The sequence below is a fragment of the Serratia nematodiphila DZ0503SBS1 genome, from assembly GCF_000738675.1.
Lineage (GTDB): Bacteria > Pseudomonadota > Gammaproteobacteria > Enterobacterales > Enterobacteriaceae > Serratia > Serratia nematodiphila.
In genome coordinates this window covers 1533609-1558520 of record NZ_JPUX01000001.1, presented here as the reverse complement: position 1 = coordinate 1558520, position 24912 = coordinate 1533609, and the positions used below count along the sequence as shown (strand labels likewise).

Sequence of the window (24912 nt, the reverse complement as noted above, 5' to 3'; positions counted from 1 at the left end):
CCATCAGACACAATCTTTTGAATCATACCGTAAAACAGCGGTGAGATAAGGCGGCAAACGCCGAAGTGTGGCAAAGATTGCACTTCAGAGCGGCATGCCAGGGCGGTAGCGCCGCTTTTCATCCAGCGCGCTGCCCTGCCCGCCGTGCCGTTGCAGATAAGCGCCGACCGCCTGCATGCCGCTCCAGCGGTTTTCGCACCACAGCGGCGCCAGCAGCGTCGGCCGGCGGGCGCTGGCGGAAAGGCGGTGGTACACCACCTCCCCCGGCGTATGGCGGATCATCTCCCCGGCGCTGACGGTGTAATCTTCCAGCGCCAGTTCGGGCAACCGACCGGCCTGCCACGCCCGCGCCAGGGTGCTGCCGGTGACGACGTGCAGCGGGTGCAGCTTGATGCCGTCGACGCCGGTCTCCGTCACCTGCTGCAGCGTGAGCAGATGATCGCGCTGGGTTTCTCCCGGCAGCCCGACGATCAGATGGCAGCACACCTTCAGCCCGCGCTGCCGGGCCAGCCGCGCAGTCTGCTGATAACAGCGAAAATCATGGCCGCGGTTGATGCGCTTCAGTGTTTTATCGTGCGCCGTCTGCAGCCCCAGCTCCAGCCACACCTCATAGCCTTGCTCGCGGTAGCCCGTCAGCAGATCCAGCGCGGCGGCCGGCACGCAGTCCGGCCGGGTGCCGACGCACAGGCCGACCATGGCGCTCTGCGCCAACGCCTGCCGATACATCGCCTCCAGCCGTTCAACCTCCGCATAGGTGCTGGTATAGGCCTGGAAATAGGCCAGATAGCGCCGCGCCCGATCGACCCGCGCGGCCTGCTGCGCCAGCTGTTCGGCGATGCTCTGCCGCTGCATCGCCTCATCGGCGAACGAGGCGACGTTGCAGAACGTACAGCCGCCGCGCCCCAACGTGCCGTCGCGGTTAGGGCAGCCGAATCCGCCGTGCAGCGTGAGTTTATGGATCTTTTCGCCATAGCGGCGCTGGAGATCCGCGCCAAACATATTGACTAATTGCGGCAACTGCATAATCTTGGTGGTTCTCTGTGTTCAAAGCCGCGATGCTAATAAGAAACGGCTTTTCCCGCGATGACAGAGATCAACGCTTTCCCCGCAAGGCGCCACCAGGCATAACTATTCATCATAAATGCAAATCAATTCACTATAATTCTGATGAATTATTCTAATCGTCACGCAACCGTTAACGGCAATATGACAACACGGTGAAAAATAGTCATAAACATCAGAAAAGCAATATCTTATAGAATAAAACTCTGGCATTACCCCTCGCACTAGCATGGTGCAGAGATTAAGGGGTTGCACTATAGTGAGACAGCTCACACTTCTGAGTGGATCGGCGTTGCCCCATGATAGTGCAAAAATGCATTAAAACACTTATTTTTCAAATAAATAAACATCATCAATTCGATAAGAATCTATCTTAAGCCCACATTTGACCTGCGAATTCTTTCTCGCTAAGTTGGAAGTCCGCTGGAAGCTTTCTGGACGGGCAAACGTCTCGTCATATTTATGCAGTAATTGAAGACTCCCTCTTAAAACAAGTCCTATACCACTTGTGAGACCGTCACGAGAGGCCATTGATGGAGGGCGGAAAAGCAGATTGGCGGGGTTAACTTGCTGATTGGACTTCTGCCTGAAATTGGGAAGCCCCCTCGCAGTAGGTTGTGAGAGTCACGCAGAGCCTGGGGAGGTTCACGATATGTTGTACGATAAATCCCAAGAGAGGGACAACTGTGGTTTCGGCCTGATCGCCCACATAGAAGGCGAACCTAGCCACAAGGTGGTGCGCACCGCCATTCACGCGCTGGCCCGCATGCAGCACCGCGGCGCGATCCTCGCCGACGGCAAGACCGGCGACGGCTGCGGTCTGTTGCTGCAAAAACCCGATCGCTTCTTCCGCATGGTGGCGGAAGAGCGCGGCTGGCGTTTGGCCAAAAACTACGCCGTCGGCATGATGTTCCTCAGCCAGAATGAAGAGGAAGCGCGCCTCAGCCGCCGCATCGTGGAAGAAGAGCTGCAAAACGAAACGTTATCGATCGTCGGCTGGCGTGAAGTGCCGACCAACCCGGACGTGCTGGGTGAAATCGCCCTCTCCTCCCTGCCGCGCATCGAGCAAATCTTCGTTAACGCCCCGGCCGGCTGGCGCCCGCGCGATATGGAGCGCCGCCTGTTCGTGGCGCGCCGCCGCATCGAGAAACGGGTGCAGGATGACAGTTTCTACGTCTGCAGCTTCTCCAACCTGGTGACGATCTATAAAGGCCTGTGCATGCCTGCGGATCTGCCGCGCTTCTATCTCGATCTGGCGGACCTGCGCCTGGAATCGGCCATTTGCCTGTTCCACCAGCGCTTTTCCACCAACACCGTGCCGCGCTGGCCGCTGGCTCAGCCGTTCCGCTACCTGGCGCACAACGGCGAAATCAACACCATCACCGGCAACCGCCAGTGGGCGCGCGCCCGTACCTATAAATTCCAAACGCCGCTGATCCCGGATCTGCAGGCCGCCGCACCGTTCGTCAACGAAACCGGCTCCGACTCCAGCTCGCTGGACAACATGCTGGAGCTGCTGCTGGCGGGCGGGATGGATCTCATCCGCGCCATGCGCCTGCTGGTGCCGCCGGCCTGGCAGAACAACCCGGACATGGACGGCGATCTGCGCGCCTTCTTCGACTTCAACTCGATGCACATGGAGCCGTGGGACGGCCCGGCCGGCATCGTGATGTCCGACGGCCGCTACGCCGCCTGTAACCTCGATCGCAACGGCCTGCGGCCGGCGCGCTATGTGATCACCAAAGACAAGCTGATCACCTGCGCCTCCGAAGTCGGCATCTGGGATTACCAGCCGGATGAAGTGGTGGAAAAAGGCCGCGTCGGCCCCGGCGAGCTGATGGTGATCGACACCCGCAGCGGCCGCATCCTGCACTCGGCGGAAACCGACAACGATCTGAAAAGCCGCCATCCGTATAAAGAGTGGATGGAGAAAAACGTCAAACGTCTGGTGCCGTTCGAAGATCTGCCGGACGATCAGGTCGGCAGCCGCGAGCTCGACGACGCGCAGCTCGAAACCTACCAGAAACAGTTCGGCTACAGCAGTGAAGAGCTGGATCAGGTGATCCGCGTGCTGGGCGAAATTGGCCAGGAAGCCACCGGCTCGATGGGCGACGATACCCCGTTCGCCGTGCTTTCCAGCCGGCCGCGCATCGTTTACGACTACTTCCGCCAGCAGTTCGCGCAGGTCACCAACCCGCCGATCGATCCGCTGCGCGAAGCGCACGTCATGTCGCTGGCCACCAGCATCGGCCGTGAAATGAACGTGTTCTGCGAAGCCGAAGGCCAGGCGCACCGCCTGAGCTTCAAATCGCCGATCCTGCTGTACTCCGATTTCAAACAGCTCACCACGCTGGAAGGCGAATATTATCGCGCCGAGACGCTCGATCTGACCTTCGACCCGCAACAGCAGGATCTGGAGCAGACCATTCGCGCCCTGTGCGACGAAGCGGAACGCAAGGTGCGCGAAGGCGCGGTGCTGTTGGTGCTGTCCGACCGCGCCATCGCGCCCGGCCGCCTGCCGGTACCGGCCCCGATGGCCGTTGGCGCCGTGCAAACCCGGCTGGTGGAGAAAAGCCTGCGCTGCGACGCCAACCTGATCGTTGAAACCGCCAGCGCCCGCGATCCGCACCACTTCGCCGTGCTGCTCGGCTTCGGCGCGACCGCCATCTACCCGTATCTGGCCTATGAAACCCTGGCCAAGCTGGTGGACAGCCAGGCGATCGACAAGAAATACCGCGACGTGATGCTGAACTACCGCAACGGCATCAACAAAGGCCTGTACAAGATCATGTCCAAGATGGGCATTTCGACCATCGCCTCTTACCGCTGTTCCAAGCTGTTCGAAGCGGTCGGCCTGCACCGCGATCTGGCGGACCTGTGCTTCCAGGGCGTGGTCAGCCGCATCGGCGGCGCCAGCTTCAGCGACTTCCAGCAGGATCTGCAGAACCTCTCCAAGCGCGCCTGGCTGAAACGCAAACCGCTGGAGCAAGGCGGCCTGCTGAAGTTCGTGCACGGCGGCGAATACCACGCCTACAACCCGGACGTGGTGAACTCGCTGCAAAAAGCGGTGCACAGCGGCGAGTACAGCGACTACCAGGCCTACGCCAAGCTGGTGAACGAGCGGCCGGTCGCCATGCTGCGCGATCTGCTGGCCATTACGCCGAAAGGTGAACCGATCCCGGTCGATCAGGTCGAGCCGGCGGAGTCGCTGTTCAAACGCTTCGACACCGCGGCGATGTCGATCGGCGCGTTGAGCCCGGAAGCGCACGAGTCGCTGGCGATCGCCATGAACGGCCTCGGCGGTTTCTCCAACTCCGGCGAAGGCGGCGAAGATCCGGCGCGCTACCGCACCAACAAGGTGTCGCGCATCAAACAGGTGGCCTCCGGCCGCTTCGGCGTCACGCCAGCGTACCTGGTGAACGCCGACGTGATCCAGATTAAGGTGGCCCAAGGCGCCAAGCCGGGCGAAGGCGGCCAGCTGCCGGGCGACAAAGTCACCCCGTATATCGCCAGACTGCGTTACTCGGTGCCGGGCGTGACGTTGATCTCCCCGCCGCCGCACCACGACATCTACTCGATCGAAGATCTGGCGCAGCTGATCTTCGATCTGAAGCAGGTCAACCCGAAGGCGGTGATCTCGGTGAAACTGGTGTCCGAGCCGGGCGTTGGCACCATCGCCACCGGCGTGGCGAAAGCCTATGCCGATCTGATCACCATCGCCGGTTACGACGGCGGCACCGGCGCCAGCCCGCTGTCCTCGGTGAAATATGCCGGCTGCCCATGGGAACTGGGCCTGGTGGAAACCCAGCAGGCGCTGGTGGCCAACGGCCTGCGCCACAAGATCCGCCTGCAGGTGGACGGCGGCCTGAAAACCGGCGTGGACATCGTCAAAGCGGCGATCCTGGGCGCGGAAAGCTTCGGCTTCGGCACCGGGCCGATGGTGGCGCTGGGCTGCAAATACCTGCGCATCTGCCACCTCAACAACTGCGCGACCGGCGTTGCGACTCAGGACGACAAGCTGCGCCGCGATCACTACCACGGCCTGCCGGAACGCGTGACGAATTACTTCCAGTTTATCGCGCGTGAGACCCGCGAGATCATGGCCCAGCTGGGCGTGAGCCAACTGGTGGATCTGATCGGCCGCACCGAATTCCTGACCGAGCTGGACGGCATTTCCGCCAAGCAGAACAAGCTGGATCTGTCGCCGTTGCTGACAACCGCCACGCCGCATCCGGGCAAAGCGGTGTACTGTACCGAAAGCAGCAACCCGGCGTTCGACAAGGGTCTGCTGAACAAAGAGTTGCTGGCGCAGGCGCAGCCGTACATCGAAGCGAAGCAGGGTAAAACCTTCTACTTCGACATTCGCAACACCGACCGCTCCGTGGGCGCCATGCTGTCCGGCGCGATCGCCAACGTACATGGCGATCAGGGGATGGCAGGCGATCCGATCAAGGCGCACTTCTCCGGCACCGCCGGGCAGAGCTTCGGCGTCTGGAACGCCGGCGGCGTCGAGCTGACCCTGACCGGCGACGCCAACGACTATGTCGGCAAAGGCATGGCCGGCGGCAGCATCGCGGTGCGTCCGCCGATCGGCTCCGCCTTCCGCAGCCATGAAGCCAGCATCGTCGGCAACACCTGCCTGTACGGCGCCACCGGCGGCAAGCTGTTCGCCGCCGGCCGCGCAGGCGAACGCTTCGCGGTGCGCAACTCCGGCGCCATCACCGTGGTGGAAGGCATCGGCGACAACGGCTGCGAATACATGACCGGCGGCATCGTCTGCGTGCTGGGTAAAACCGGCATCAACTTCGGTGCCGGCATGACCGGCGGCTTCGCCTACGTGCTGGACGAAGACGGCGAGTTCCGCAAGCGCGTAAACCCGGAGCTGGTGGAAGTGCTGGATGTCGATCAGCTGGCGATCCATGAGGAGCACCTGCGCGGCCTGATCACCGAACACGTGCAGGCGACCGGCTCTTCCCGCGCGGAAGAGATCCTGGCCAACTGGCCGGAGTGGGCGCCGAAGTTCGCCCTGGTCAAACCGAAGTCCAGCGATGTCAAAGCGCTGTTGGGTCACCGTAGCCGTTCCGCAGCCGAGCTGCGGGTGCAGGCGCAGTAAGAGGTAGGTCATTAATGAGCCAGAACGTTTATCAATTTATCGACCTGCAGCGTGTTGATCCGCCAAAGAAACCGCTGAAGATCCGCAAAATCGAGTTCGTCGAGATCTACGAACCGTTTTCGGAAACCCAGGCCAAGGCCCAGGCGGACCGCTGTCTGTCCTGCGGCAACCCGTACTGCGAGTGGAAGTGCCCGGTGCACAACTACATCCCGAACTGGCTGAAACTGGCCAACGAAGGCCGCATCATGGAAGCGGCGGACCTGGCGCATCAGACCAACAGCCTGCCGGAAGTGTGCGGCCGCGTATGCCCGCAGGATCGCCTGTGCGAAGGCTCCTGCACCCTGAACGACGAGTTCGGTGCGGTCACCATCGGCAATATCGAGCGCTACATCAGCGATAAGGCCATCGAAATGGGCTGGAAGCCGGACATGTCGCACGTGCAGCCGACCGGCAAGCGCGTGGCGATCGTCGGTGCCGGCCCCGCCGGGCTGGCCTGCGCCGACGTGCTGACCCGCAATGGCGTCAAGGCGGTCGTATACGATCGTCATCCGGAGATCGGCGGCCTGCTGACCTTCGGCATCCCGGCTTTCAAGCTGGAAAAGGAAGTGATGGTCAAACGCCGCGGCATCTTCAGCGAGATGGGCATCGAGTTCCAGTTGAACACCGAAGTGGGTAAAGACGTCAGCATGGAGACCTTGCTGAGCGAGTACGATGCGGTGTTCCTCGGCGTCGGCACCTATCAGTCGATGCGCGGCGGCCTGGAGAATGAGGAGGCGCAGGGCGTGTACGACGCGCTGCCGTTCCTGATCGCCAACACCAAGCAGCTGATGGGGTATGAAACCGAGCAGCACGAGCCTTACGTCAGCATGGAAGGCAAACGGGTGGTGGTGCTGGGCGGCGGCGATACCGCCATGGACTGCGTGCGTACCTCGGTGCGTCAGGGCGCAACGCAGGTCATCTGCGCCTACCGCCGCGACGAAGCCAACATGCCGGGCTCCAAGCGCGAAGTGAAGAACGCCCGGGAAGAAGGGGTGGACTTCCAGTTCAACCTGCAGCCGCTGAGCATCGAACTGAACAGCGCCGGCCGCGTGGCCGGAGTGAAAATGGTGCGCACTCAGCTGGGCGCGCCGGATGCCAACGGCCGTCAGACGGCGGAGCAGGTGCCGGGTTCCGAACACGTGATCGACGCGGACGCGGTGGTGATGGCGTTCGGTTTCCGCCCACACCGCATGGACTGGCTGGCGGCGCACGACGTGCAGCTGGATAAACAGGGCCGCATCCTGGCGCCGGAAGGCAGCGACAACGCATTCCAGACCAGCAACCCGAAAATCTTCGCCGGTGGCGACGCAGTGCGCGGATCTGACCTAGTAGTGACGGCGATCGCCGAAGGCCGCAAAGCGGCAGACGGCATCATGAACTACCTGGAAGTGTAAACCTTCCGTACCGCCAAAGGCCCGGCACATTGCCGGGCCTTTGTTTTAATCGGCCACGCTTTGTAACAACCTCCCCGCTCCTCACCGCCTCAACGCGCTATAGTATTGAGTTAGCACCATTGCGGGGCGCGGCTGCGCCTGACACCGAGATAAGGATAGCGAACATGAAATGCTCCATTTCCCTGTTGGCCGGCGCGCTGCTGGCCGTCAGTTTCAGCGCTTCAGCCATGGCGCTGGATTCGCAGGAGGTTGGTTACAATATCGAAGCGCGCGGCGCACGGCCGGTCGTGGCGCAGTTGGGCAAGGCCGGGCAGTTCGGCGCCGTGGAAAACAGCATCCGGCTGGGGGACGACAGCTGGATTGCCCTGGCGCCCAAGTTGGCCGGCGGCGGCAATGCCGGCTTTACCGCCGGCATCAAATCGGCCCTCGCCGCAGCCCTGATCTACAATCCGGCGGCGGTGTTGCAGGCGCTCAACAAAGGCAACGATCTGCCGCTCAATGACATTTGTACCGCCCCGCCGGAAGTGCAAGGCGATACCGCCATCACCAATTTCCGTGAGCGCGCAACCCACGCCCTATCTACCGTACGCGTAGGCGATCTCAGCGCGCCGCGCGACGCCTGCATTGCCGCGTTGAAAGGCTGACCCGCTTCTGCCGGGCAAAAAAAAAGCACCCCCATGGGGTGCTTTTTCTTTTGTTCTCACGGGGTTATTTCACCACGCGCAGCGCCGGGCGGCCACCGCGCGGCGGCTGCGGCGGTTCGTCATCCGGACCGTTGTCTTCCGCGGTATCCGGGCGATCGCCGTCGATCACTGACATCAGGGTTTCCGAAGGGATCGTCTCATTGTCCAGACCTTCGAACACGCCTTCGCTCTCGTCGTAGGCGGCTTCCGGTTCGAACATCGTGCCGGCGCCGTTTTCACGCGCATAGATCGCCAGCACGGCGGCCATCGGCACCGAAACCTGACGCGGCACGCCGCCGAAGCGCGCGTTGAACTGCACGTCTTCGTTACCCAACGCCAGGTTGCCTACCGCGCGCGGCGCGATATTCAGCACGATCTGGCCGTCACGCGCGAACTCCATCGGCACCTGCACGTCCGGGCGAGTCACGTCGACCACCAGGTGCGGCGTCAGTTGGTTATCCAGCAGCCAGTCGTAGAACGCCCGCAGCAGATACGGGCGACGCGGCGTCATCTGAGACATGTCCATCGCGCTTAGCCCCGGGTCTGCAGGCGCATTTCACGCTCGGCTTCGGTCAGGGAAGCCAGGAAGGCGTCGCGTTCGAAGACGCGGGTCATGTAGCCTTTCAGCTCTTTGGAACCGGCACCGCTCAATTCGATGCCCAGCTGCGGCAGACGCCACAACAACGGCGCCAGGTAGCAATCCACCAGGCTGAACTCTTCGCTCATGAAATACGGCGCCTGACCGAAGATAGGCGCGATCGCCAGCAACTCTTCGCGCAGTTGGCGACGGGCGGATTCCGCTTCCTGGCCGCTGCTCTTCTCGATCTTGTCCATCAGCGAGTACCAGTTCTTCTCGATGCGCAGCATCATCAGACGGCTCTCACCACGGGCAACCGGGTAAACCGGCATCAGCGGCGGGTGCGGGAAACGCTCATCCAGATATTCCATGATGATGCGGGATTCATACAGGGTCAGTTCGCGATCGACCAGCGTAGGCACCGTCTGGTAAGGGTTGAGGTCAATCAGATCTTGCGGCAGGTTATCCATTTCGACCTGCTCGATCTCGACGCTGACACCTTTCTCCGCCAGTACGATACGTACTTGATGGCTAAAAATGTCGGTCGGGCCAGAGAACAGCGTCATTACCGAACGTTTGTTGGCAGCGACAGCCATGAAAACCTCCAAGTTATCTAGAAAATACTGCGAATAGCCAACTGACAGGCTGCTATCCTGAATAATCTTGCCGCAGGCCGGCAGCACGCAGCGCGACCCGAGCCCATAAAAAACCGGCCCAGGAGGTCAACTGCACGGCGAACAGGCGCAAAAGTGGATGATAGTTTACCAGATTCTGCTTGTTTTGTGGGGGCGGTGCGGCGAATTCATGTTGAATTGTCTGATATGCCACAGATTTTAGTCGGGGACGGCGGATTTCAGGCGTAAAAAAACCCGGTGAAGCACCGGGTTTTTTGCGTAAATCGCACTGCCGAAGCAGCGAAAATTAACGCTTGGAGAACTGCGGACGACGACGTGCTTTACGCAGACCGACTTTCTTACGTTCAACCTGACGAGCGTCACGGGTGACGAAGCCAGCTTTACGCAGTTCAGAACGCAGAGTCTCATCGTATTCCATCAGTGCACGGGTGATACCGTGACGGATAGCGCCAGCTTGACCGGAGATACCACCACCTTTAACGGTGATGTACAGGTCCAGTTTGCCAACCATGTCGACCAGTTCCAGCGGCTGACGAACTACCATGCGGGCAGTTTCGCGACCGAAGTACTGTTCCAGGCTGCGCTGGTTGATAACGATGTTACCGTTGCCCGGCTTGATGAAGACGCGAGCGGCGGAGCTTTTGCGGCGACCAGTGCCGTAGTATTGATTTTCAGCCATTGCCATTAATCCCGATTAAATGTCCAGAACTTGCGGTTGCTGTGCCGCGTGATTGTGCTCGGTGCCCGCGTAAACTTTCAGTTTACGGAACATAGCACGACCCAGCGGGCCCTTTGGCAGCATGCCTTTAACCGCGATTTCAATCACGCGCTCAGGACGGCGGGCAATCATCTCTTCAAAGGTCGCTTGCTTGATACCACCGATGTGGCCGGTGTGGTGGTAGTACACTTTGTCTGTACGCTTGTTGCCGGTTACAGCAACTTTGTCAGCGTTCAGAACGATGATGTAATCACCGGTATCCACGTGCGGGGTGTATTCCGCTTTATGCTTGCCGCGCAGGCGACGAGCCAGTTCAGTAGCGAGACGGCCTAAAGTTTTACCATCTGCATCAACAACGTACCAGTCGCGTTTTACGGTTTCTGGTTTAGCTGTAAAAGTTTTCATTAGAAAGCTTACCCAATAATTAGTTACACGTTGGTGAACACCCAAACGCTCGAAAACAGTTGAGGCTCACACGACCATACAAGTCCAGCAAACCTACCCCTTCGAATAGCCATTGCCGGCACTATAAAGTTTTTGGGAAAAAAAACTTTGTTGTAACGTGGGGTCGCAAGATTATAGAGAAGTCGCTCACAAAGATCGAACGGTTTTTGAATGGAAAATAAATTTATCGCCGGCGGCGGACAACCGGCGATAGGCCCGGCGGGCTCAGGGCAGATGCGGCAGCTTGAGGTACTCTTCGCTCTGCATTTCCTGCAGGCGCGACAGGCAGCGCTGGAATTCAAATTTCAGCTGCACCCCCTGATAGATCTCGAACATCGACGCTTCGGCGCCGATCACCAGCTTGATGTGACGCTCGTAGAATTCATCCACCAACGCCAGGAAACGGCGCGCGGTATTCTCTTTCAGCGGCCCCATCACCCGCACATTATACAGGATCACACTGTGATACAGCCGCGACAGCGCGATGTAGTCCAGCTGGCTGCGCGCCTCTTCGCACAGCGTGTGGAAATCCACCGCCAGCACGCCGTCCACCGAACGGATCGCCTGCAGCGGCCGATGGTTGATCTGCAGCACCGGCGCGTCCTCCCCCGCCTTGCCCGCCAGCTTGACGAACATCCGATCCAGCGCCTCGCGCGTCTGGTCGTTCAGCGGTGTCAGGTAGAGGTGCGCCTGGGTCAGGGTGCGCAGACGATAGTCGATGCCGGCGTCGACGTTCATTACGTCGCAGTACTCGTTGATCAGATCGATGGCCGGCAGGAAACGCGCCCGCTGCAGGCCGTTGCGGTACAGATCGTCCGGCGGGATGTTCGACGTGGCCACCAGCGTGATGCCCCGGGCGAACAGCGCCTGCAGCAGCGTGGCCAGCAGCATGGCGTCGGTGATGTCGGAGACGAAGAACTCGTCGAAGCACAATACGTCGGTCTCGGCCTTGAAGCCGTCGGCGACGATGTCCAGCGGGTTTTCCCGCCCCTGTAACTCGGTCAGCTCTTCATGCACCCGCAGCATGAAGCGGTGGAAGTGCAGGCGCATTTTGCGATCGCCCGGCAGACTGTGGAAGAACATATCCATCAACCAGGTTTTGCCGCGCCCGACGCCGCCCCACATATACAACCCCTGCACCGGGCGCTGCGGCGCCGTGTCGCCGCCCTTGCCCAGCAAACGGCTGAGCTTGCCGCGCAGCCCGCCGGCCGGCGCGCTCGCCGCCGGCTTTTGCAACAGAGCCTGATAAATGCGATCCAGTTGAGTGACGGCCCGGCGTTGAACCTCATCGGCCTGATACTCCCCCGCCTCCAGCGCCTGCTGGTAGCGAGATAACGGTGATAGTGCCTGCATCTGTTCGATGTTCCCTAAGAACGCTTAGAAATTATTTAGCCAACGTTGGCGGCAAGTTGATGCCGATTCGCACCGTTATCGCCACAAATGCCCGCTGCGGGCGCCGCTGAAAACCCTGTAAAAATTAGGTGGAAGCGCATCAGGATTCCACTCGGACAAGGTTAACGGTTATAGTGGATATTATTAAGTGAAAAATCCCTGCGGAACAACGAAGTCAAAATAGGAGTCATCATGACCTGGGAGTATGCGCTGATTGGTTTGGTCGTCGGTATCGTGATTGGTGCGGTGGCGATGCGTTTTGGCAACCGTAAATTACGTCAACAACAAGTCCTGCAGAACGAGCTGGACAAGAGCAAAACCGAGCTGGAAGAGTACCGTCAGGAGCTGGTCGGCCACTTTGCCCGCAGCGCCGAGCTGCTGGACAACATGGCGCGCGATTATCGCCAGCTGTATCAGCACATGGCGAAAAGCTCCAACAACCTGCTGCCGGATCTGCCGATGCAGGAGAACCCGTTCCGCTATCGCCTGACCGAAGCGGAAGCGGACAACGATCAGGCGCCGGTGGAAATGCCGCGCGACTACTCTGAAGGAGCCTCCGGCCTGCTGCGCGGTCAAAGCGCACGCCGCGACTGATATTCCTTCTTCGCCCGCGGGGCCTCCCGCGGGTTTAATCCCGTTTGTGCCATATTGACCTTCCTTCGCATTACCTTTACTGAACTTTGCACGCAAATTCACGGTCTTACCCTTCACTATGACAAGGCGATTGCCTTATCATCAAATTTTCATCGGCAGGTATTGAGAGAGTTATCATCAATGAAGAAAAAGTCGTTAATTCTTAGTGCATTGGCAATGAGCCTCGGTCTGGCGCTCAGCGCCGCACCGGCGGCCAACGCGGCCCTGCCCGTCGCCGTGCAGGGGCAGCCGCTGCCGAGCCTGGCGCCGATGCTGGAAAAAGTCTTGCCCGCCGTCGTGAGCGTGCATGTCGCTGGCACCCAGGTGCAGCGTCAACAGTTGCCGGAAGAGTTCAGACGCTTCTTCGGCCCCAACTTCCCCGGTCAACAGCAGAGTTCCCGCCCGTTTGAGGGGTTGGGCTCCGGCGTGATCATCGACGCCGCCAAGGGCTACGTGCTGACCAACAACCACGTCATCAACAACGCCGATAAAATCCGCGTACAGTTGAACGACGGCCGTGAGCTGGACGCCAAGCTGGTCGGGCGCGATGAACAGTCCGACATCGCCCTGCTGCAGCTCAGCGATACCAAAAACCTGACCGCCATCAAGATGGCCGATTCCGACCAACTGCGCGTCGGCGACTTCGCCGTGGCGGTCGGCAACCCGTTCGGCCTGGGCCAAACCGCCACCTCCGGCATCATCTCGGCGCTGGGCCGCACCGGCCTGAATCTGGAAGGGCTGGAAAACTTCATTCAGACCGACGCCTCCATCAACCGCGGCAACTCCGGTGGCGCGCTGGTTAACCTGAACGGCGAACTGATCGGCATCAATACCGCCATTCTGGCGCCGAGCGGCGGCAACGTCGGCATCGGCTTCGCCATTCCGAGCAATATGGCGCAGAACCTGAGCCAGCAGCTGATCGAATTCGGCGAAGTGAAACGCGGCCTGCTTGGCATCAAGGGCAGTGAAATGACCCCGGACATGGCCAAAGCCTTCAACACCGACGCGCAGCGCGGCGCCTTCGTCAGCGAAGTGTTGCCGAAATCCGCCGCCGCCAAGGCCGGCATCAAAGCCGGGGATATTCTGGTTTCCGTCGACGGCAAACCGGTGAACAGCTTTGCCGAACTGCGCGCCAAGGTCGGCACCACCGCGCCGGGCAAAACCCTCAAGGTAGGCCTGCTGCGCGACGGTAAACCGCAGGAAGTCTCGGTCACGCTGGACAACAGCGAGAGCGCCTCGACCAATGCCGAAACGCTGTCGCCGGCGCTGCAGGGGGTATCCCTCAGCAACGGCGCGCTGCCGAGCGGCGACAAGGGCGTGAAGGTGGAGAACGTGGATAAAGGCTCGACGGCGGCGCAAATCGGCCTGCAAAAAGGCGACGTGATCATCGGCGTCAACCGCCAGCGCGTGGACAGTATCACCGCGCTGCGCAAGGTGCTGGAAGCCAAGCCACCGGTGATGGCGCTCAATATCGTGCGCGGTAACGAAACCATTTATCTGCTGCTGCGTTAATTTGTGCAAAAACCGGGCTCGGTGACATACTGCGCCCGGTTAACTCATGCTATCCTCCGAACATCGTTCACCACACCACGAAAACTCCATGTTTGCTAAGCTCTTGCGTTCTGTCGTTATCGGTCTCATCGTTGCCGGCCTTCTGTTGGCCGCCCTGCCCATGCTGCGCTCTTCCAACGGCCTGTTTGCAGAGAAAACCGAGAATACCAGCGACGAAACGCCGGTGAGCTACAACAAGGCGGTGCGCCGCGCCGCCCCTGCCGTGGTGAACATCTACAACCGCAACCTGAACGGCGCCGCCAACGTGCTGTCGCTCGGTTCCGGCGTGATCATGAACGAACGCGGCTACATCATCACCAACCGCCACGTGATCAAAGACGCTCAGCAGATCACCGTGGTGTTGCAGGATGGCCGCCGCTATGAAGCGCTGCTGGTCGGCTCCGACGGCCTGACCGACCTGGCGGTGCTGAAGATCGATCCCGGCAACCTGCCGGTGATCCCGACCAATAAAAATCGCGTTGCCCACGTCGGCGACGTGGTGCTGGCGATCGGCAACCCCTATAACCTGGGGCAAACCGTGACTCAGGGCATCCTCAGCGCTACCGGGCGCATCAGTATGAGCACCACCGGCCGGCAGACGTTTCTGCAGACCGACGCCTCAATCAACCGCGGCAACTCCGGCGGCGCGCTGGTCAACTCGCTGGGTGAGCTGATCGGTATCAACACCCTGACCTATGACAAAATCACCGACGGCGAAACGCCGGAAGGCCTAGGCTTTGCGATCCCGATCGAACTGGCTACCAAGATCATGGACAAGCTGATCCGCGACGGCCGCGTGATCCGTGGCTATTTCGGCATTCAGGGCAAGGAGATCATTCCGCTGCGCCCCTCCAATTCCGGCATCGATCGCCTGCAGGGCATCATCGTGACCGAAATTACGCCGAACGGCCCGGCGAGCAACGCCGGTTTCCAGATCAACGACATCATCATCAACGTGGATAACAAACCGGCGGTATCCGTGCTGGAAACCATGGACCAGGTGGCGGAGATCAGGCCGGGCACCGAGATACCGGTTATCGTGCTGCGCGACGGCAAACGCATTACGTTGAAAATGACGGTGGGTGAATTCCCGGAAGACAGCAATTAAAAAAGGGCCGGCATTGATAGCCGGCCCTTTGCTATTCATCCTGCCGACGCAGCCGCGCCGGCGCTAATGGCTTACTCGCCTTTCACGCGCTCGATGTTCGCACCCAGCGCACGCAGCTTGTCTTCAATACGCTCATAGCCGCGATCGATGTGATAGATGCGATCGACAACGGTCACGCCGTCGGCGATGCAGCCGGCGATCACCAGGCTGGCGGAAGCGCGCAGATCGGTCGCCATCACCTGAGCGCCGGACAGCTGTTCAACGCCATGGCAGATCACGGTGTTGCTCTCGATCTCCGCGTGTGCGCCCATGCGGATCAGTTCCGGCACGTGCATGAAGCGGTTTTCGAAGATGGTTTCGGTGATAACGCCGGTGCCTTCCGCCACCAGGTTCAGCAGGCTGAACTGGGCCTGCATGTCGGTCGGGAAGCCCGGGTGCGGCGCGGTGCGCACGGTGACCGCTTTCGGGCGCTTGCCGTGCATGTCCAGGCTGATCCAGTCTTCGCCCACTTCGATATCGGCACCGGCTTCGCGCAGCTTGGCCAACACCGCATCCAGCGTGTCCGGACGGGTGTTGCGGCACATCACTTTGCCGCCGGAAACCGCGGCGGCGATCAGGAAGGTGCCGGTCTCGATGCGGTCAGGCAGCACGCGGTACACGCCGCCGCCCAGACGCTCGACGCCCTCGATGGTGATCTTGTCGCTGCCGGCGCCGCTGATCTTCGCGCCCAGCGTGTTGAGGAAGTTGGCGGTATCGACAATTTCCGGCTCACGCGCGGCGTTTTCGATAACGGTGGTGCCGGTCGCCAGGGTCGCGGCGCTCATGATGGTCACGGTCGCGCCCACGCTCACCTTGTCCATGACGATGTGCGCGCCCTTCAGGCGGCCCTCGACGGACGCCTTGACGTAGCCTTCTTCCAGCTTGATCTCGGCACCCAACTGCTCCAGGCCGGTGATGTGCAGATCGACCGGACGCGCGCCAATCGCGCAGCCGCCCGGCAGGGAAACCTGACCGCGGCCGAAACGCGCCACCAGCGGCCCCAACGCCCAAATGGAAGCGCGCATGGTTTTCACCAGATCGTAAGGGGCGCAAAACTCGTTCACGCCGCTGGCGTCCACGAAGACCGAACCGTTGCGCTCAATCTTGGTACCCAACTGGTTGAGTAGTTTAATGGTAGTGTCGATGTCCTTCAGCTTGGGGACATTCTGCAGCTCGACCGGCTCTTCCGCCAACAGGGCGGCGAACAGGATCGGCAGGGCGGCGTTTTTGGCCCCGGAAATAGACACTTCACCGCTCAGGCGGGTCCGACCCTGCACACGAAATTTATCCATCTGACTACTCTCTGTTATCTAATCTGAAGCTGCCCGCCCGGCAGGGCAAACAGCCTTAAAATCCGTTGAGTTTGCGGTCTCGCTGCCACTCTTCAGGGGTGTACGCCTTAATAGACAAGGCATGAATGCGGTTGTCCGCAATGTATTCCATCAGCGGTGCGTAAACCGTCTGCTGTTTTTTGACGCGGCTCATGCCGGCGAACAGTTCACCGACCACGATCGCCTGAAAATGGCTACCGTCGCCCGTCACATGTACTTCATCCAGTGCCAATGCCTGCATCAGCACGTCTTTAATCTCGTTGGTTTCCATAGTATCCAGTTCTGCCGCTAAAGGATCATAAACAGCCTAGTATCTTAGTGGAATACGATGTTTTCTTAAACTAAAGAAAAAGCCCCTGCATAACAGGGGCTTTGTATCGTTTTACCACGCAAGAGCGGCGTAAAACGCCGCTAACCGGCGGTATCGACAGGCATTATCGCCTGCAGGTTGTAGAGCGCGATCAGCGTTTTCAGGCGCTCGGTAGCGCCGAAAATTTTCAGCGCTACGCCGCGTTGGCGCTGCTCTTCCTGCAGATGCAGCAACAGCGCCAGCCCGGCGGAGTCCACGCGCTGCAGTTGCGCCACGTCGATCGCGGTTTTATCCGCCATCAGCGCGGCGCGCTGCCGCCACAGCGGCTGCAGCGTTTCCCGGTCCAGTTCACCGCGCAGGATCAGCGTCTGCCGCTCTGATTCGAAGCTGAGCGCTGCCGACATCAGTTTTTCTTGTCCAGCGTGATAGGCTGCGCGGCGGCGGCCTGCAGCTGCTTGGTCAGGCCGTCGATGCCCTGAGTACGCAGCGTAGACGCCCACTCATTTTGCTTGGTGGTGATCATGCTGACGCCTTCGGCGATCATGTCATACGCCTGCCAGTAGCCGGTTTTGCTGTTCTTGCGCCATTGGAAATCCAGACGCACCGGCGGGCGGCCGCCGTTGTCGATGATGGTGACGCGAATAGCCACGATGTCGGCATTGCCCAGCGGCTGTTCAGGCGCGATCTGGTAAGTCTGGCCGTGATACATCGCCAGCGCCTGGCCGTAAGCCTGCTCCAGGTAAGCCTGGAAGGCGGTGAAGTAAGCTTCGCGCTGCGCAGGCGTTGCCTCTTTGTAGTAACGCCCCAGCACCAGCGCGCCGGCGTATTTCACCTGCACGAACGGCATCAGTTCCTGATGCACGATGGCACGCAGGTAGTTCGGGTCCTGCTTGATCTTCGGCTGTTCGTTCTTCAAACGGCTGAAAGTCTTCTGCGCCGCTTCTTGCATCATGCTGTAGGGATTGGTTTGGTCGGCTGCGCTCGCCAGCGGTGCAACCACCAGCAGAGCCACCATCAGTAAACGTTTAAACATGCAGGTATCCTCTCTTAATGATTTGGAACAGCGGGTTGCGGTGCGGCGCCGGCAGCCGGCTCAGCGGCCGCGTCTCCCGATTTGGCGCTGTCCTGACCGCCGCTTTTATACAGGAACTGGCCGATCAGGTCTTCCAGAACCATGGCTGATTTGGTGTCCTGAATGGTGCCGCCATCTTTCAGGATGGTGGTGCCCATATCAGGATCTTCAAAGCCCACGTTAAGCGCCAGATATTGCTCGCCCAGCAGGCCGGAGGTGCGGATCGCCAGCGAGCTGGTATCCGGGATTTGGTCGTACTTTTTCTGGATATCCAGCGCTACGCGCGGCGTGTAGGTTTTCGAATCGAGTTCGATGTCCGCCACGCGGCCGATCACCACGCCGCCAATTTTCACCGGCGAACGCGGTTTCAGGCCGCCGATGTTGTCGAACGTCGCGTAAATGCGGTAGGTCGGCTCGCTGCCGATCGATTTAAGGTTCGCCACCTGCAGGCAGATAAACACGATGGCGCACAGCGCGATCAGCATAAATGCCCCAACCCAGATTTCACTCTTCTTCGTTTGCATCGAATCAATTCCCAAACATCAGTGCGGTCAGCACGAAATCCAATCCCAACACCGCCAGTGACGAATGCACCACGGTACGCGTCGTCGCCCGGCTAATCCCTTCAGAGGTAGGCACGGCGTCGTACCCATTGAAAATGGCAATCCAGGTTACGGTAATGGCGAATACCACGCTTTTGATCAGGCAGTTGAGCAGATCTTTTTTCCACTCCACGGCGCCCTGCATCGCCGACCAGAAGAAGCCGCTGTCGATGCCCTTCCAGTCCACGCCGACCACCGAACCGCCCCAAATGCCGATCGCCACGAAGATGATGGTCAGCAGCGGCATGCTGATAAGCCCGGCCCAGAAGCGCGGCGCCACGATGCGCCGCAGCGGATCGACCGCCATCATTTCCAGGCTGGAGATCTGCTCCGTCGCCTTCATCAGGCCGATTTCCGCCGTGAGTGCGGAACCGGCGCGGCCGGCGAACAGCAGCGCCGTGACCACCGGCCCCAGCTCGCGCAGCAGCGACAGCGCCACCATCATGCCAAGGCTGGCCTCGGCGCTGTAGGTGGTGAGCACGATATAGCCCTGCAGGCCCAGCACCATGCCGATAAACAGCCCGGAGACCATGATGATCAGTAGCGACTGCACGCCGACGCTGTAGAGCTGTTTCAACAATAGCGGCCACTGCTTGCCGGGTTCCGGCCGGCCAATCAACGCGTTGAACAGCATCAACCCGGCGCGGCCGAAGCTGGCGCTGGTGTTGATGCCACTGCGCCCCAACGACGCTAACGCTCTTAATAACATGAGCTTATTTACTCCCTAAGCCTAGCAGTTCGGTCTGATAATCCCCGGCCGGATAGCGGAACGGCACCGGCCCATCCGCTATACCATCCAGGAACTGGCGCACGCGCGCATCAGGATTGTTCTGCAATTGCTGTGTGGTGCCTTCGGCGATCACCCGGTTGTCGGCCACGATGTAGGCGTAGTCGGCGATGCTCAGCACCTCCGGCACGTCGTGCGACACCACGATGCAGGTAATGCCCAGCGCATGGTTCAGCTCGTCGATCAGCTTGACCAGCACCCCCATGGTGATCGGATCCTGGCCAACGAAGGGTTCGTCGAACATGATCATCTCCGGGTCCAGCGCGATCGCGCGCGCCAACGCCGCCCGGCGCGCCATGCCGCCGGAAAGCTCATTGGGCATCAGCTGGGCCGCGCCGCGCAGCCCCACCGCTTCCAGCTTCATCAGCACCGTACTGCGCAACAAAGGCTCCGGCAGGTTGCTGTGCTCGCGCAGCGGGTAGGCCACGTTTTCGAATACGGTCAAATCGGTAAACAGCGCGCCCGACTGGAACAGCATGCTCATCTTTTTGCGCGCGTCGTATAACTGACGGCGGGACAACGCGGGAATGTTGTCGCCGTCGAACCAAATCTCCCCGCTGTCCGGCGCCAGCTGGCCGCCGATCAGGCGCAGCAGCGTGGTTTTGCCGATGCCTGATGGCCCCATGATCGCCGTGACCTTACCGCGGGGCACCGTCAGGTTGATGTCTTCAAATATCCGTCGGTCGCCGCGCGAGAAGCTCATGTCGCGCACTTCGACCAAATTATCTGCCTTTTGGAGCATGTTAATGGACCCTTTACGACTCATCTTTTGCTGAATCTACCCGTGATGTTAAAGCAATGGGCGCAATCCGTCTCATCTTTACAAAAACTTACTGCCATTTCGCAACCAATGGTGCCATTGGTTTTACTTTTCCGCGCCACCCGGTCAAAATTGGCGCCATAACGAAAAAAAACGAAACTGTTCAACTATGAGCCGGGGAAAACCGTTGCTGCGGCTCAAACGCGCGCAACGGAGGGCAAGCAATACCGCCGCATTGACGGCTTTAACCAACGAACCGGGATAATACCCGACAAAGGACCCTGCATGTTTCTCGCGATAGCATTATTAATCGTTGGTTTATTTCTACTGGTGTACGGTGCAGACCGCTTAGTTTATGGTGCTGCCGTGATTTCCCGCTCGCTCGGCGTACCGCCGCTGATCATCGGCATGACCATCGTCGGCATCGGCACTTCGCTGCCGGAGCTGATCGTGTCCACCACCGCCGCGCTGAACGGGCAGATAGATATGGCCGTTGGCAACGTATTAGGTTCCAACATCACCAACATTTTATTGATCCTGGGCGTGGCGGCGTTGATTCACCCGCTGGCCGCGCGCTCTGAGATACTGCGGCGCGAACTGCCGCTGATGTTAGCGGTCACAGTATTATGCGGTTTCGTGTTGGTGGACGGCACCCTGAGCAGGCTGGACGGCGTGCTGCTACTGGCCGCCGCCGCCGGCTTCATCCTGCTGATGCTGAAAATCGCCCGGCTGGCGCAGCGCGAGGGCAGCGACAGCCTGACCATGGAGCAGATCGCCGAGCTGCCGCAGGACAGCAGCAATACCGTGGCCGTGCTGTGGCTGGTGCTGGCGTTTATCATTCTGCCGCTCTCTTCAAGAATGGTGGTCGATAACGCGACGGTGATCGCGCACTATTTCGGTCTGAGCGAACTGGTGGTCGGTTTGACCATTATCGCCATCGGCACCAGCCTGCCCGAACTGGCCACCTCCATCGCCGGGGCGCTCAAGGGCGAGGATGATATGGCGATTGGCAATATCATCGGCTCCAATATTTTCAACACGGTGATCGTGCTGGGCGTACCCGCCCTGCTGTCGCCGGGCAGCGTAGACACCGCCGCCTTCCAGCGCGATTACTGGGTGATGCTGGCGGCCAGCGTGCTGCTGAGCGTGCTGTGCATCGGCCGCAAACATCGCATCGGCCACCTGGCGGGCGCGCTGTTATTATGCGGCTTTATTGCGTATCTTGCGGTGCTGTTCTTTAACCCTTTCAGTACTTTCGGCTAAACCGACGGGAATGAGTATGTCGAACATTGAGTTGCAACCGGGCTTCGATTTTCAACAGGCCGGCAAAGAAGTGCTTCAGATAGAGCGTGAAGGGCTGGCTCAGCTCGACAGCTACATCAACGCAGACTTCACCCGCGCCTGCGAAACCATCGCCGCCTGCGGCGGCAAAGTGGTGGTGATGGGCATGGGCAAATCCGGCCACATCGGCTGCAAGATCGCCGCCACCTTCGCCAGCACCGGCACGCCCTCATTCTTCGTTCATCCTGCGGAGGCCAGCCATGGCGATTTGGGCATGGTCACCCCGCAGGACATCGTGCTCGCCATCTCCAACTCCGGCGAGTCCAGCGAGATCCTGGCGCTGATCCCGGTGTTGAAACGCCAACAGATCACCCTCATCTGTATGACTAACAATCCGGAAAGCTCGATGGGTAAAGCGGCGGATATCCACCTGTGCATCAAGGTGCCGCAGGAAGCCTGCCCGCTGGGGCTGGCGCCGACCACCAGCACCACCGCCACGCTGGTGATGGGCGATGCGCTGGCCGTCGCGCTGCTGAAAGCGCGCGGTTTCACGCCGGAAGATTTCGCGCTGTCGCATCCGGGCGGCGCACTCGGCCGCAAACTGCTGCTGCGGGTTAGCGATATCATGCACAGCGGCGATGAAATCCCCCACGTCAGCGCCGACGCCTCGTTGCGCGACGCGTTGCTGGAAATCACCCGCAAAAATCTGGGCCTGACGGTGATCTGCGACGATCTGATGAAAATCGCCGGCATCTTTACCGATGGCGACCTGCGCCGGGTGTTCGACATGGGCATCAACCTGCACGAGGCGAAGATTGCCGATGTCATGACGCCGGGCGGCGTGCGGGTGCGCCCCAACCTCCTGGCGGTCGATGCATTGAACCTGATGCAACAACGCCACATCACCGCGCTGCTGGTTGCCGATGGCGACCAGTTGCTGGGTGTGGTACATATGCATGACATGCTGCGCGCCGGCGTCGTTTAATTAAGGAATAGAACGGAATGGGTATGGTAGAAACCTGCTACGGGCCGGTAGAACAAGAGGTTATGGCGCGTGCCGGGAACATCCGCCTGTTGATTTGCGACGTTGACGGCGTGCTGTCGGACGGCCTGATCTTCATGGGCAACAACGGTGAAGAACTGAAGGCGTTCAACGTGCGCGACGGCTACGGCATCCGCTGCTTGAAAACCTCAGACATCGAGGTGGCGATCATCACCGGGCGCTCCGCCAAGCTGCTGGAGGACCGCGCGCAGACGCTCGGCATCACCCATCTGTATCAGGGGCAGTCCGATAAGCTTTTGGCCTTCCGCGAACTGTTGGATAAACTGTCGTTAACGGCGGATCAGGTCGCCTATATCGGCGATGACCTGATCGACTGGCCGGTGATGGCGCAGGTCGGCCTGGCGGTCGCGGTGGCGGACGCCCATCCGCTGCTGACGCCGCGCGCCCACTACGTCACCCGCATTGCCGGCGGCCGCGGCGCGGTGCGCGAACTGTGCGACATCATTCTTTTGGCTCAAAATAAGCTGGAGGACGCCAAAGGGCTGTCGATATGAGTAAAACCAAACTGTGGATCACCATCCTGTTGACGGTGATCGTTCTGGCGCTGATCGGCTGGAACATGACGGACTTCAGCGACGACACGGCCCCTGGCCCGGTCAACGATCAGGATCCGACCTACCAGAGCCAGCACACGGTCACCGTGGTGTACAACCCGGCCGGCAAGCTGAATTACAAACTGGTGGCGGAAGACGCGAAGTATTACACCGCCGGCGAGCTGAGCTGGTTCACCCAGCCAGTGATGACGCTGTTCGATGAGAATGCGGTGGCCACCTGGTCAGTTCGCGCCGATCGCGCCAAACTGACTAAAGACCGAATGCTGTATCTGTATGGTCACGTCGAGGTGAACAGCCTGACCACCACCTCGCAGCTGGAAAAAATTAAGACGGACAACGCTCAGGTAAACCTGGTCACCCAGGACGTCACCTCCGATGACGAAGTCACGCTTTACGGGACCAATTTTACCTCTAACGGCATGAAAATGCGTGGGAACCTGCGGACCAAAACCGCTGAGCTGATTGATAAGGTTAAGACCAACTATGAAATTCAGAACCAAAAACCAACTCCGTAACCTGTTGCTCGGCAGCTTAGTTTTGGCCGCCAGCGCCCCCGCTCTGGCGCTGAAATCCGACTCCAGCCAGCCGGTCAGCATTGACTCGCTCAAGCAGTCGTTGGACATGCAAAGCAACGTCAGCACCTTCACCGACAACGTGGTGATCAAACAGGGCACCATCGATATTCGCGCCGACAAGGTGGTGGTCACCCGCCCGGGCGGGGATCAGAATAAGACCTATATTGAAGCGTTCGGCAACCCGGTAACCTTCTACCAGATGCAGGACAGCGGCAAGCCGGTCAAAGGCCACGCGCAGAAAGTGCGTTACGACGTGGCGACCCAGCTGGTGACCCTGACGGGCAACGCCTATCTGGAGCAGCTCGACAGCAACGTGAAAGGCGATCGCATCACCTATCTGGTGCAACAGCAGCAAATGCAGGCGTTTAGCGATAAAGGCAAACGCGTGACAACGGTTCTGGTACCGTCGCAGTTGCAAGACAAAAACGAGCAAAAAAAGAGTAACTAATCACTTATGGCAACACTCATCGCAGAAAACCTGGCGAAAGCCTACAAGGGCCGTAAAGTTGTCGAAGACGTCAGCCTGAAAGTGAAATCCGGCGAGATCGTCGGCCTGCTCGGCCCGAACGGTGCGGGTAAAACCACCACCTTCTACATGGTGGTCGGCATCGTGCCGCGCGACGCCGGGCGCATCGTGATCGACGAAGAAGACATCAGCCTGCTGCCGCTGCACGCCCGCGCGCGCCGCGGTATTGGTTACCTGCCGCAGGAAGCGTCGATCTTCCGCCGCCTGAGCGTGTACGACAACCTGATGGCGGTGCTGGAGATTCGCCCCGACCTCACCAGCGAACAGCGCGAAGACCGCGCCAAGGAGCTGATGGAAGAGTTCCATATCTCCCATCTGCGCGACAGCCTCGGCCAGGCGCTGTCCGGCGGTGAACGCCGCCGCGTCGAAATCGCCCGCGCGCTGGCGGCCAACCCGAAATTCATTCTGCTGGACGAACCCTTCGCCGGGGTGGATCCGATTTCCGTTATCGACATCAAAAAAATCATCGAGCACCTGCGTGACAGCGGCCTGGGCGTGCTGATCACCGACCACAACGTGCGCGAGACGCTGGACGTATGTGAACGCGCCTACATCGTCAGCCAGGGCAAACTGATTGCCCACGGCACGCCGGATGCTATTCTGGCCGACGAGCAGGTTAAACGCGTTTATCTGGGCGAAGAGTTCCGCCTCTAAGCGCCGGCG

At 60.1% G+C, this 24912-nt stretch carries 25 protein-coding genes; 12 read left to right on the top strand and 13 right to left on the bottom strand.

Going from position 1 to position 24912, the window contains the following annotated elements; all coding sequences use genetic code 11:
• Positions 1–84: 84 nt before the first annotated feature.
• Positions 85–1023, bottom strand: a complete 939-nt coding sequence (gene mnmL / locus JL05_RS07150) for a tRNA modification radical SAM protein MnmL/YtqA (protein ID WP_033632019.1) — start codon at positions 1021–1023, stop codon at positions 85–87.
• Positions 1024–1714: 691 nt separating this feature from the next.
• On the opposite strand from mnmL, the gene gltB reads away from it, so the two are divergent.
• The 3 genes from gltB (at position 1715) to JL05_RS07135 (ending at position 8252) form a co-directional block, all read left to right on the top strand.
• Positions 1715–6175 (top strand): glutamate synthase large subunit, encoded by a 4461-nt coding sequence (gene gltB / locus JL05_RS07145; protein ID WP_015379169.1) that lies wholly within the window; start codon positions 1715–1717, stop codon positions 6173–6175.
• Between the two features lie 14 nt (positions 6176–6189).
• Positions 6190–7608, top strand: a complete 1419-nt coding sequence (locus JL05_RS07140) for a glutamate synthase small subunit (protein ID WP_015379170.1) — start codon at positions 6190–6192, stop codon at positions 7606–7608.
• Positions 7609–7772: 164 nt separating this feature from the next.
• A complete protein-coding gene (locus tag JL05_RS07135) occupies positions 7773–8252 on the top strand; it encodes a hypothetical protein (RefSeq protein ID WP_033632018.1) in 480 nt (159 codons plus the stop codon).
• Between the two features lie 64 nt (positions 8253–8316).
• Here the strand turns inward: JL05_RS07135 and sspB are convergent, their stop codons facing one another.
• From sspB to zapE, 5 genes are all read right to left on the bottom strand, one after another.
• Positions 8317–8817, bottom strand: a complete 501-nt coding sequence (gene sspB, locus JL05_RS07130) for a ClpXP protease specificity-enhancing factor (protein WP_004937084.1) — start codon at positions 8815–8817, stop codon at positions 8317–8319.
• A 5-nt stretch (positions 8818–8822) separates the two neighbouring features.
• Entirely contained in the window at positions 8823–9464 is a 642-nt protein-coding gene (gene sspA, locus JL05_RS07125) for a stringent starvation protein SspA (protein ID WP_004937082.1), read from the bottom strand.
• 325 nt (positions 9465–9789) lie between these two features.
• A complete protein-coding gene (gene rpsI, locus JL05_RS07120) occupies positions 9790–10182 on the bottom strand; it encodes a 30S ribosomal protein S9 (protein WP_004937080.1) in 393 nt (130 codons plus the stop codon).
• Positions 10183–10197: 15 nt separating this feature from the next.
• Complete coding sequence (rplM, locus tag JL05_RS07115) at positions 10198–10626, bottom strand: 50S ribosomal protein L13 (protein ID WP_004937079.1); 429 nt, start codon at positions 10624–10626, stop codon at positions 10198–10200.
• Between the two features lie 264 nt (positions 10627–10890).
• Positions 10891–12018, bottom strand: a complete 1128-nt coding sequence (gene zapE / locus JL05_RS07110) for a cell division protein ZapE (RefSeq protein ID WP_033632017.1) — start codon at positions 12016–12018, stop codon at positions 10891–10893.
• A 231-nt stretch (positions 12019–12249) separates the two neighbouring features.
• On the opposite strand from zapE, the gene zapG reads away from it, so the two are divergent.
• The 3 genes from zapG (at position 12250) to degS (ending at position 15349) form a co-directional block, all read left to right on the top strand.
• Positions 12250–12651: a Z-ring associated protein ZapG gene (zapG, locus tag JL05_RS07105; RefSeq protein ID WP_004937074.1), complete on the top strand. Its 402-nt coding sequence runs from the start codon at positions 12250–12252 to the stop codon at positions 12649–12651.
• Between the two features lie 180 nt (positions 12652–12831).
• Positions 12832–14202: a serine endoprotease DegQ gene (degQ, locus tag JL05_RS07100; RefSeq protein WP_004937072.1), complete on the top strand. Its 1371-nt coding sequence runs from the start codon at positions 12832–12834 to the stop codon at positions 14200–14202.
• An 88-nt stretch (positions 14203–14290) separates the two neighbouring features.
• Positions 14291–15349, top strand: coding sequence for an outer membrane-stress sensor serine endopeptidase DegS (degS, locus tag JL05_RS07095; RefSeq protein WP_004937070.1), 1059 nt, complete (start codon positions 14291–14293; stop codon positions 15347–15349).
• Between the two features lie 71 nt (positions 15350–15420).
• Here the strand turns inward: degS and murA are convergent, their stop codons facing one another.
• From murA to mlaF, 7 genes are all read right to left on the bottom strand, one after another.
• The gene (gene murA, locus JL05_RS07090; protein WP_004937068.1) at positions 15421–16680 is read right to left on the bottom strand and encodes a UDP-N-acetylglucosamine 1-carboxyvinyltransferase; all 1260 of its coding nucleotides are present in this window, start codon (positions 16678–16680) and stop codon (positions 15421–15423) included.
• 55 nt (positions 16681–16735) lie between these two features.
• Entirely contained in the window at positions 16736–16990 is a 255-nt protein-coding gene (ibaG, locus tag JL05_RS07085; protein WP_004937066.1) for a BolA family iron metabolism protein IbaG, read from the bottom strand.
• Positions 16991–17130: 140 nt separating this feature from the next.
• The gene (mlaB, locus tag JL05_RS07080) at positions 17131–17433 is read right to left on the bottom strand and encodes a lipid asymmetry maintenance protein MlaB (protein WP_004937064.1); all 303 of its coding nucleotides are present in this window, start codon (positions 17431–17433) and stop codon (positions 17131–17133) included.
• Positions 17433–18062, bottom strand: coding sequence for a phospholipid-binding protein MlaC (gene mlaC, locus JL05_RS07075; protein ID WP_004937063.1), 630 nt, complete (start codon positions 18060–18062; stop codon positions 17433–17435). The genes mlaB and mlaC overlap by 1 nt, the downstream gene beginning before the upstream one ends.
• Positions 18063–18076: 14 nt before the next feature.
• Positions 18077–18625, bottom strand: coding sequence for an outer membrane lipid asymmetry maintenance protein MlaD (gene mlaD, locus JL05_RS07070; RefSeq protein WP_004937061.1), 549 nt, complete (start codon positions 18623–18625; stop codon positions 18077–18079).
• 4 nt (positions 18626–18629) lie between these two features.
• Positions 18630–19412, bottom strand: coding sequence for a lipid asymmetry maintenance ABC transporter permease subunit MlaE (gene mlaE / locus JL05_RS07065; protein WP_004937059.1), 783 nt, complete (start codon positions 19410–19412; stop codon positions 18630–18632).
• 4 nt (positions 19413–19416) lie between these two features.
• The gene (mlaF, locus tag JL05_RS07060) at positions 19417–20232 is read right to left on the bottom strand and encodes a phospholipid ABC transporter ATP-binding protein MlaF (protein WP_004937055.1); all 816 of its coding nucleotides are present in this window, start codon (positions 20230–20232) and stop codon (positions 19417–19419) included.
• Positions 20233–20535: 303 nt separating this feature from the next.
• Here mlaF and JL05_RS07055 point away from each other — a divergent pair, with 303 nt between their 5' ends.
• The 6 genes from JL05_RS07055 to lptB are packed head-to-tail and all read left to right on the top strand — an operon-like array spanning position 20536 to position 24903.
• A complete protein-coding gene (locus tag JL05_RS07055) occupies positions 20536–21513 on the top strand; it encodes a calcium/sodium antiporter (protein WP_033632016.1) in 978 nt (325 codons plus the stop codon).
• A 16-nt stretch (positions 21514–21529) separates the two neighbouring features.
• Positions 21530–22516 (top strand): arabinose-5-phosphate isomerase KdsD, encoded by a 987-nt coding sequence (kdsD, locus tag JL05_RS07050; protein WP_033632015.1) that lies wholly within the window; start codon positions 21530–21532, stop codon positions 22514–22516.
• Between the two features lie 17 nt (positions 22517–22533).
• Positions 22534–23088 (top strand): 3-deoxy-manno-octulosonate-8-phosphatase KdsC, encoded by a 555-nt coding sequence (gene kdsC, locus JL05_RS07045; RefSeq protein ID WP_021505108.1) that lies wholly within the window; start codon positions 22534–22536, stop codon positions 23086–23088.
• Positions 23085–23663, top strand: a complete 579-nt coding sequence (lptC, locus tag JL05_RS07040) for an LPS export ABC transporter periplasmic protein LptC (RefSeq protein WP_004937047.1) — start codon at positions 23085–23087, stop codon at positions 23661–23663. Before kdsC ends, lptC begins: the two co-directional genes overlap by 4 nt.
• The gene (gene lptA / locus JL05_RS07035) at positions 23632–24171 is read left to right on the top strand and encodes a lipopolysaccharide ABC transporter substrate-binding protein LptA (RefSeq protein WP_004937045.1); all 540 of its coding nucleotides are present in this window, start codon (positions 23632–23634) and stop codon (positions 24169–24171) included. The genes lptC and lptA overlap by 32 nt, the downstream gene beginning before the upstream one ends.
• A 6-nt stretch (positions 24172–24177) precedes the next feature.
• A complete protein-coding gene (gene lptB, locus JL05_RS07030) occupies positions 24178–24903 on the top strand; it encodes an LPS export ABC transporter ATP-binding protein (protein ID WP_004937040.1) in 726 nt (241 codons plus the stop codon).
• The last annotated feature ends 9 nt before the right edge of the window (positions 24904–24912 follow it).

Excerpts from the sequence above, each read along its gene's own strand:
- zapE (WP_033632017.1), bottom strand. The coding sequence starts at position 12,018 with ATGCAGGCACTATCACCGTTATCTCGCTACCAGCAGGCGCTGGAGGCG.
- lptA (WP_004937045.1), top strand. The coding sequence starts at position 23,632 with ATGAAATTCAGAACCAAAAACCAACTCCGTAACCTGTTGCTCGGCAGC.
- JL05_RS07135 (WP_033632018.1), top strand. The coding sequence starts at position 7,773 with ATGAAATGCTCCATTTCCCTGTTGGCCGGCGCGCTGCTGGCCGTCAGT.
- mnmL (WP_033632019.1), bottom strand. The coding sequence starts at position 1,023 with ATGCAGTTGCCGCAATTAGTCAATATGTTTGGCGCGGATCTCCAGCGC.
- gltB (WP_015379169.1), top strand. The coding sequence starts at position 1,715 with ATGTTGTACGATAAATCCCAAGAGAGGGACAACTGTGGTTTCGGCCTG.
- zapG (WP_004937074.1), top strand. The coding sequence starts at position 12,250 with ATGACCTGGGAGTATGCGCTGATTGGTTTGGTCGTCGGTATCGTGATT.
- JL05_RS07140 (WP_015379170.1), top strand. The coding sequence starts at position 6,190 with ATGAGCCAGAACGTTTATCAATTTATCGACCTGCAGCGTGTTGATCCG.
- lptC (WP_004937047.1), top strand. The coding sequence starts at position 23,085 with ATGAGTAAAACCAAACTGTGGATCACCATCCTGTTGACGGTGATCGTT.
- JL05_RS07055 (WP_033632016.1), top strand. The coding sequence starts at position 20,536 with ATGTTTCTCGCGATAGCATTATTAATCGTTGGTTTATTTCTACTGGTG.
- murA (WP_004937068.1), bottom strand. The coding sequence starts at position 16,680 with ATGGATAAATTTCGTGTGCAGGGTCGGACCCGCCTGAGCGGTGAAGTG.
- mlaB (WP_004937064.1), bottom strand. The coding sequence starts at position 17,433 with ATGTCGGCAGCGCTCAGCTTCGAATCAGAGCGGCAGACGCTGATCCTG.
- sspB (WP_004937084.1), bottom strand. The coding sequence starts at position 8,817 with ATGGACATGTCTCAGATGACGCCGCGTCGCCCGTATCTGCTGCGGGCG.
- kdsC (WP_021505108.1), top strand. The coding sequence starts at position 22,534 with ATGGGTATGGTAGAAACCTGCTACGGGCCGGTAGAACAAGAGGTTATG.
- mlaF (WP_004937055.1), bottom strand. The coding sequence starts at position 20,232 with ATGCTCCAAAAGGCAGATAATTTGGTCGAAGTGCGCGACATGAGCTTC.
- kdsD (WP_033632015.1), top strand. The coding sequence starts at position 21,530 with ATGTCGAACATTGAGTTGCAACCGGGCTTCGATTTTCAACAGGCCGGC.
- rplM (WP_004937079.1), bottom strand. The coding sequence starts at position 10,626 with ATGAAAACTTTTACAGCTAAACCAGAAACCGTAAAACGCGACTGGTAC.
- degQ (WP_004937072.1), top strand. The coding sequence starts at position 12,832 with ATGAAGAAAAAGTCGTTAATTCTTAGTGCATTGGCAATGAGCCTCGGT.
- lptB (WP_004937040.1), top strand. The coding sequence starts at position 24,178 with ATGGCAACACTCATCGCAGAAAACCTGGCGAAAGCCTACAAGGGCCGT.
- degS (WP_004937070.1), top strand. The coding sequence starts at position 14,291 with ATGTTTGCTAAGCTCTTGCGTTCTGTCGTTATCGGTCTCATCGTTGCC.
- rpsI (WP_004937080.1), bottom strand. The coding sequence starts at position 10,182 with ATGGCTGAAAATCAATACTACGGCACTGGTCGCCGCAAAAGCTCCGCC.
- mlaD (WP_004937061.1), bottom strand. The coding sequence starts at position 18,625 with ATGCAAACGAAGAAGAGTGAAATCTGGGTTGGGGCATTTATGCTGATC.
- mlaE (WP_004937059.1), bottom strand. The coding sequence starts at position 19,412 with ATGTTATTAAGAGCGTTAGCGTCGTTGGGGCGCAGTGGCATCAACACC.
- mlaC (WP_004937063.1), bottom strand. The coding sequence starts at position 18,062 with ATGTTTAAACGTTTACTGATGGTGGCTCTGCTGGTGGTTGCACCGCTG.
- sspA (WP_004937082.1), bottom strand. The coding sequence starts at position 9,464 with ATGGCTGTCGCTGCCAACAAACGTTCGGTAATGACGCTGTTCTCTGGC.
- ibaG (WP_004937066.1), bottom strand. The coding sequence starts at position 16,990 with ATGGAAACCAACGAGATTAAAGACGTGCTGATGCAGGCATTGGCACTG.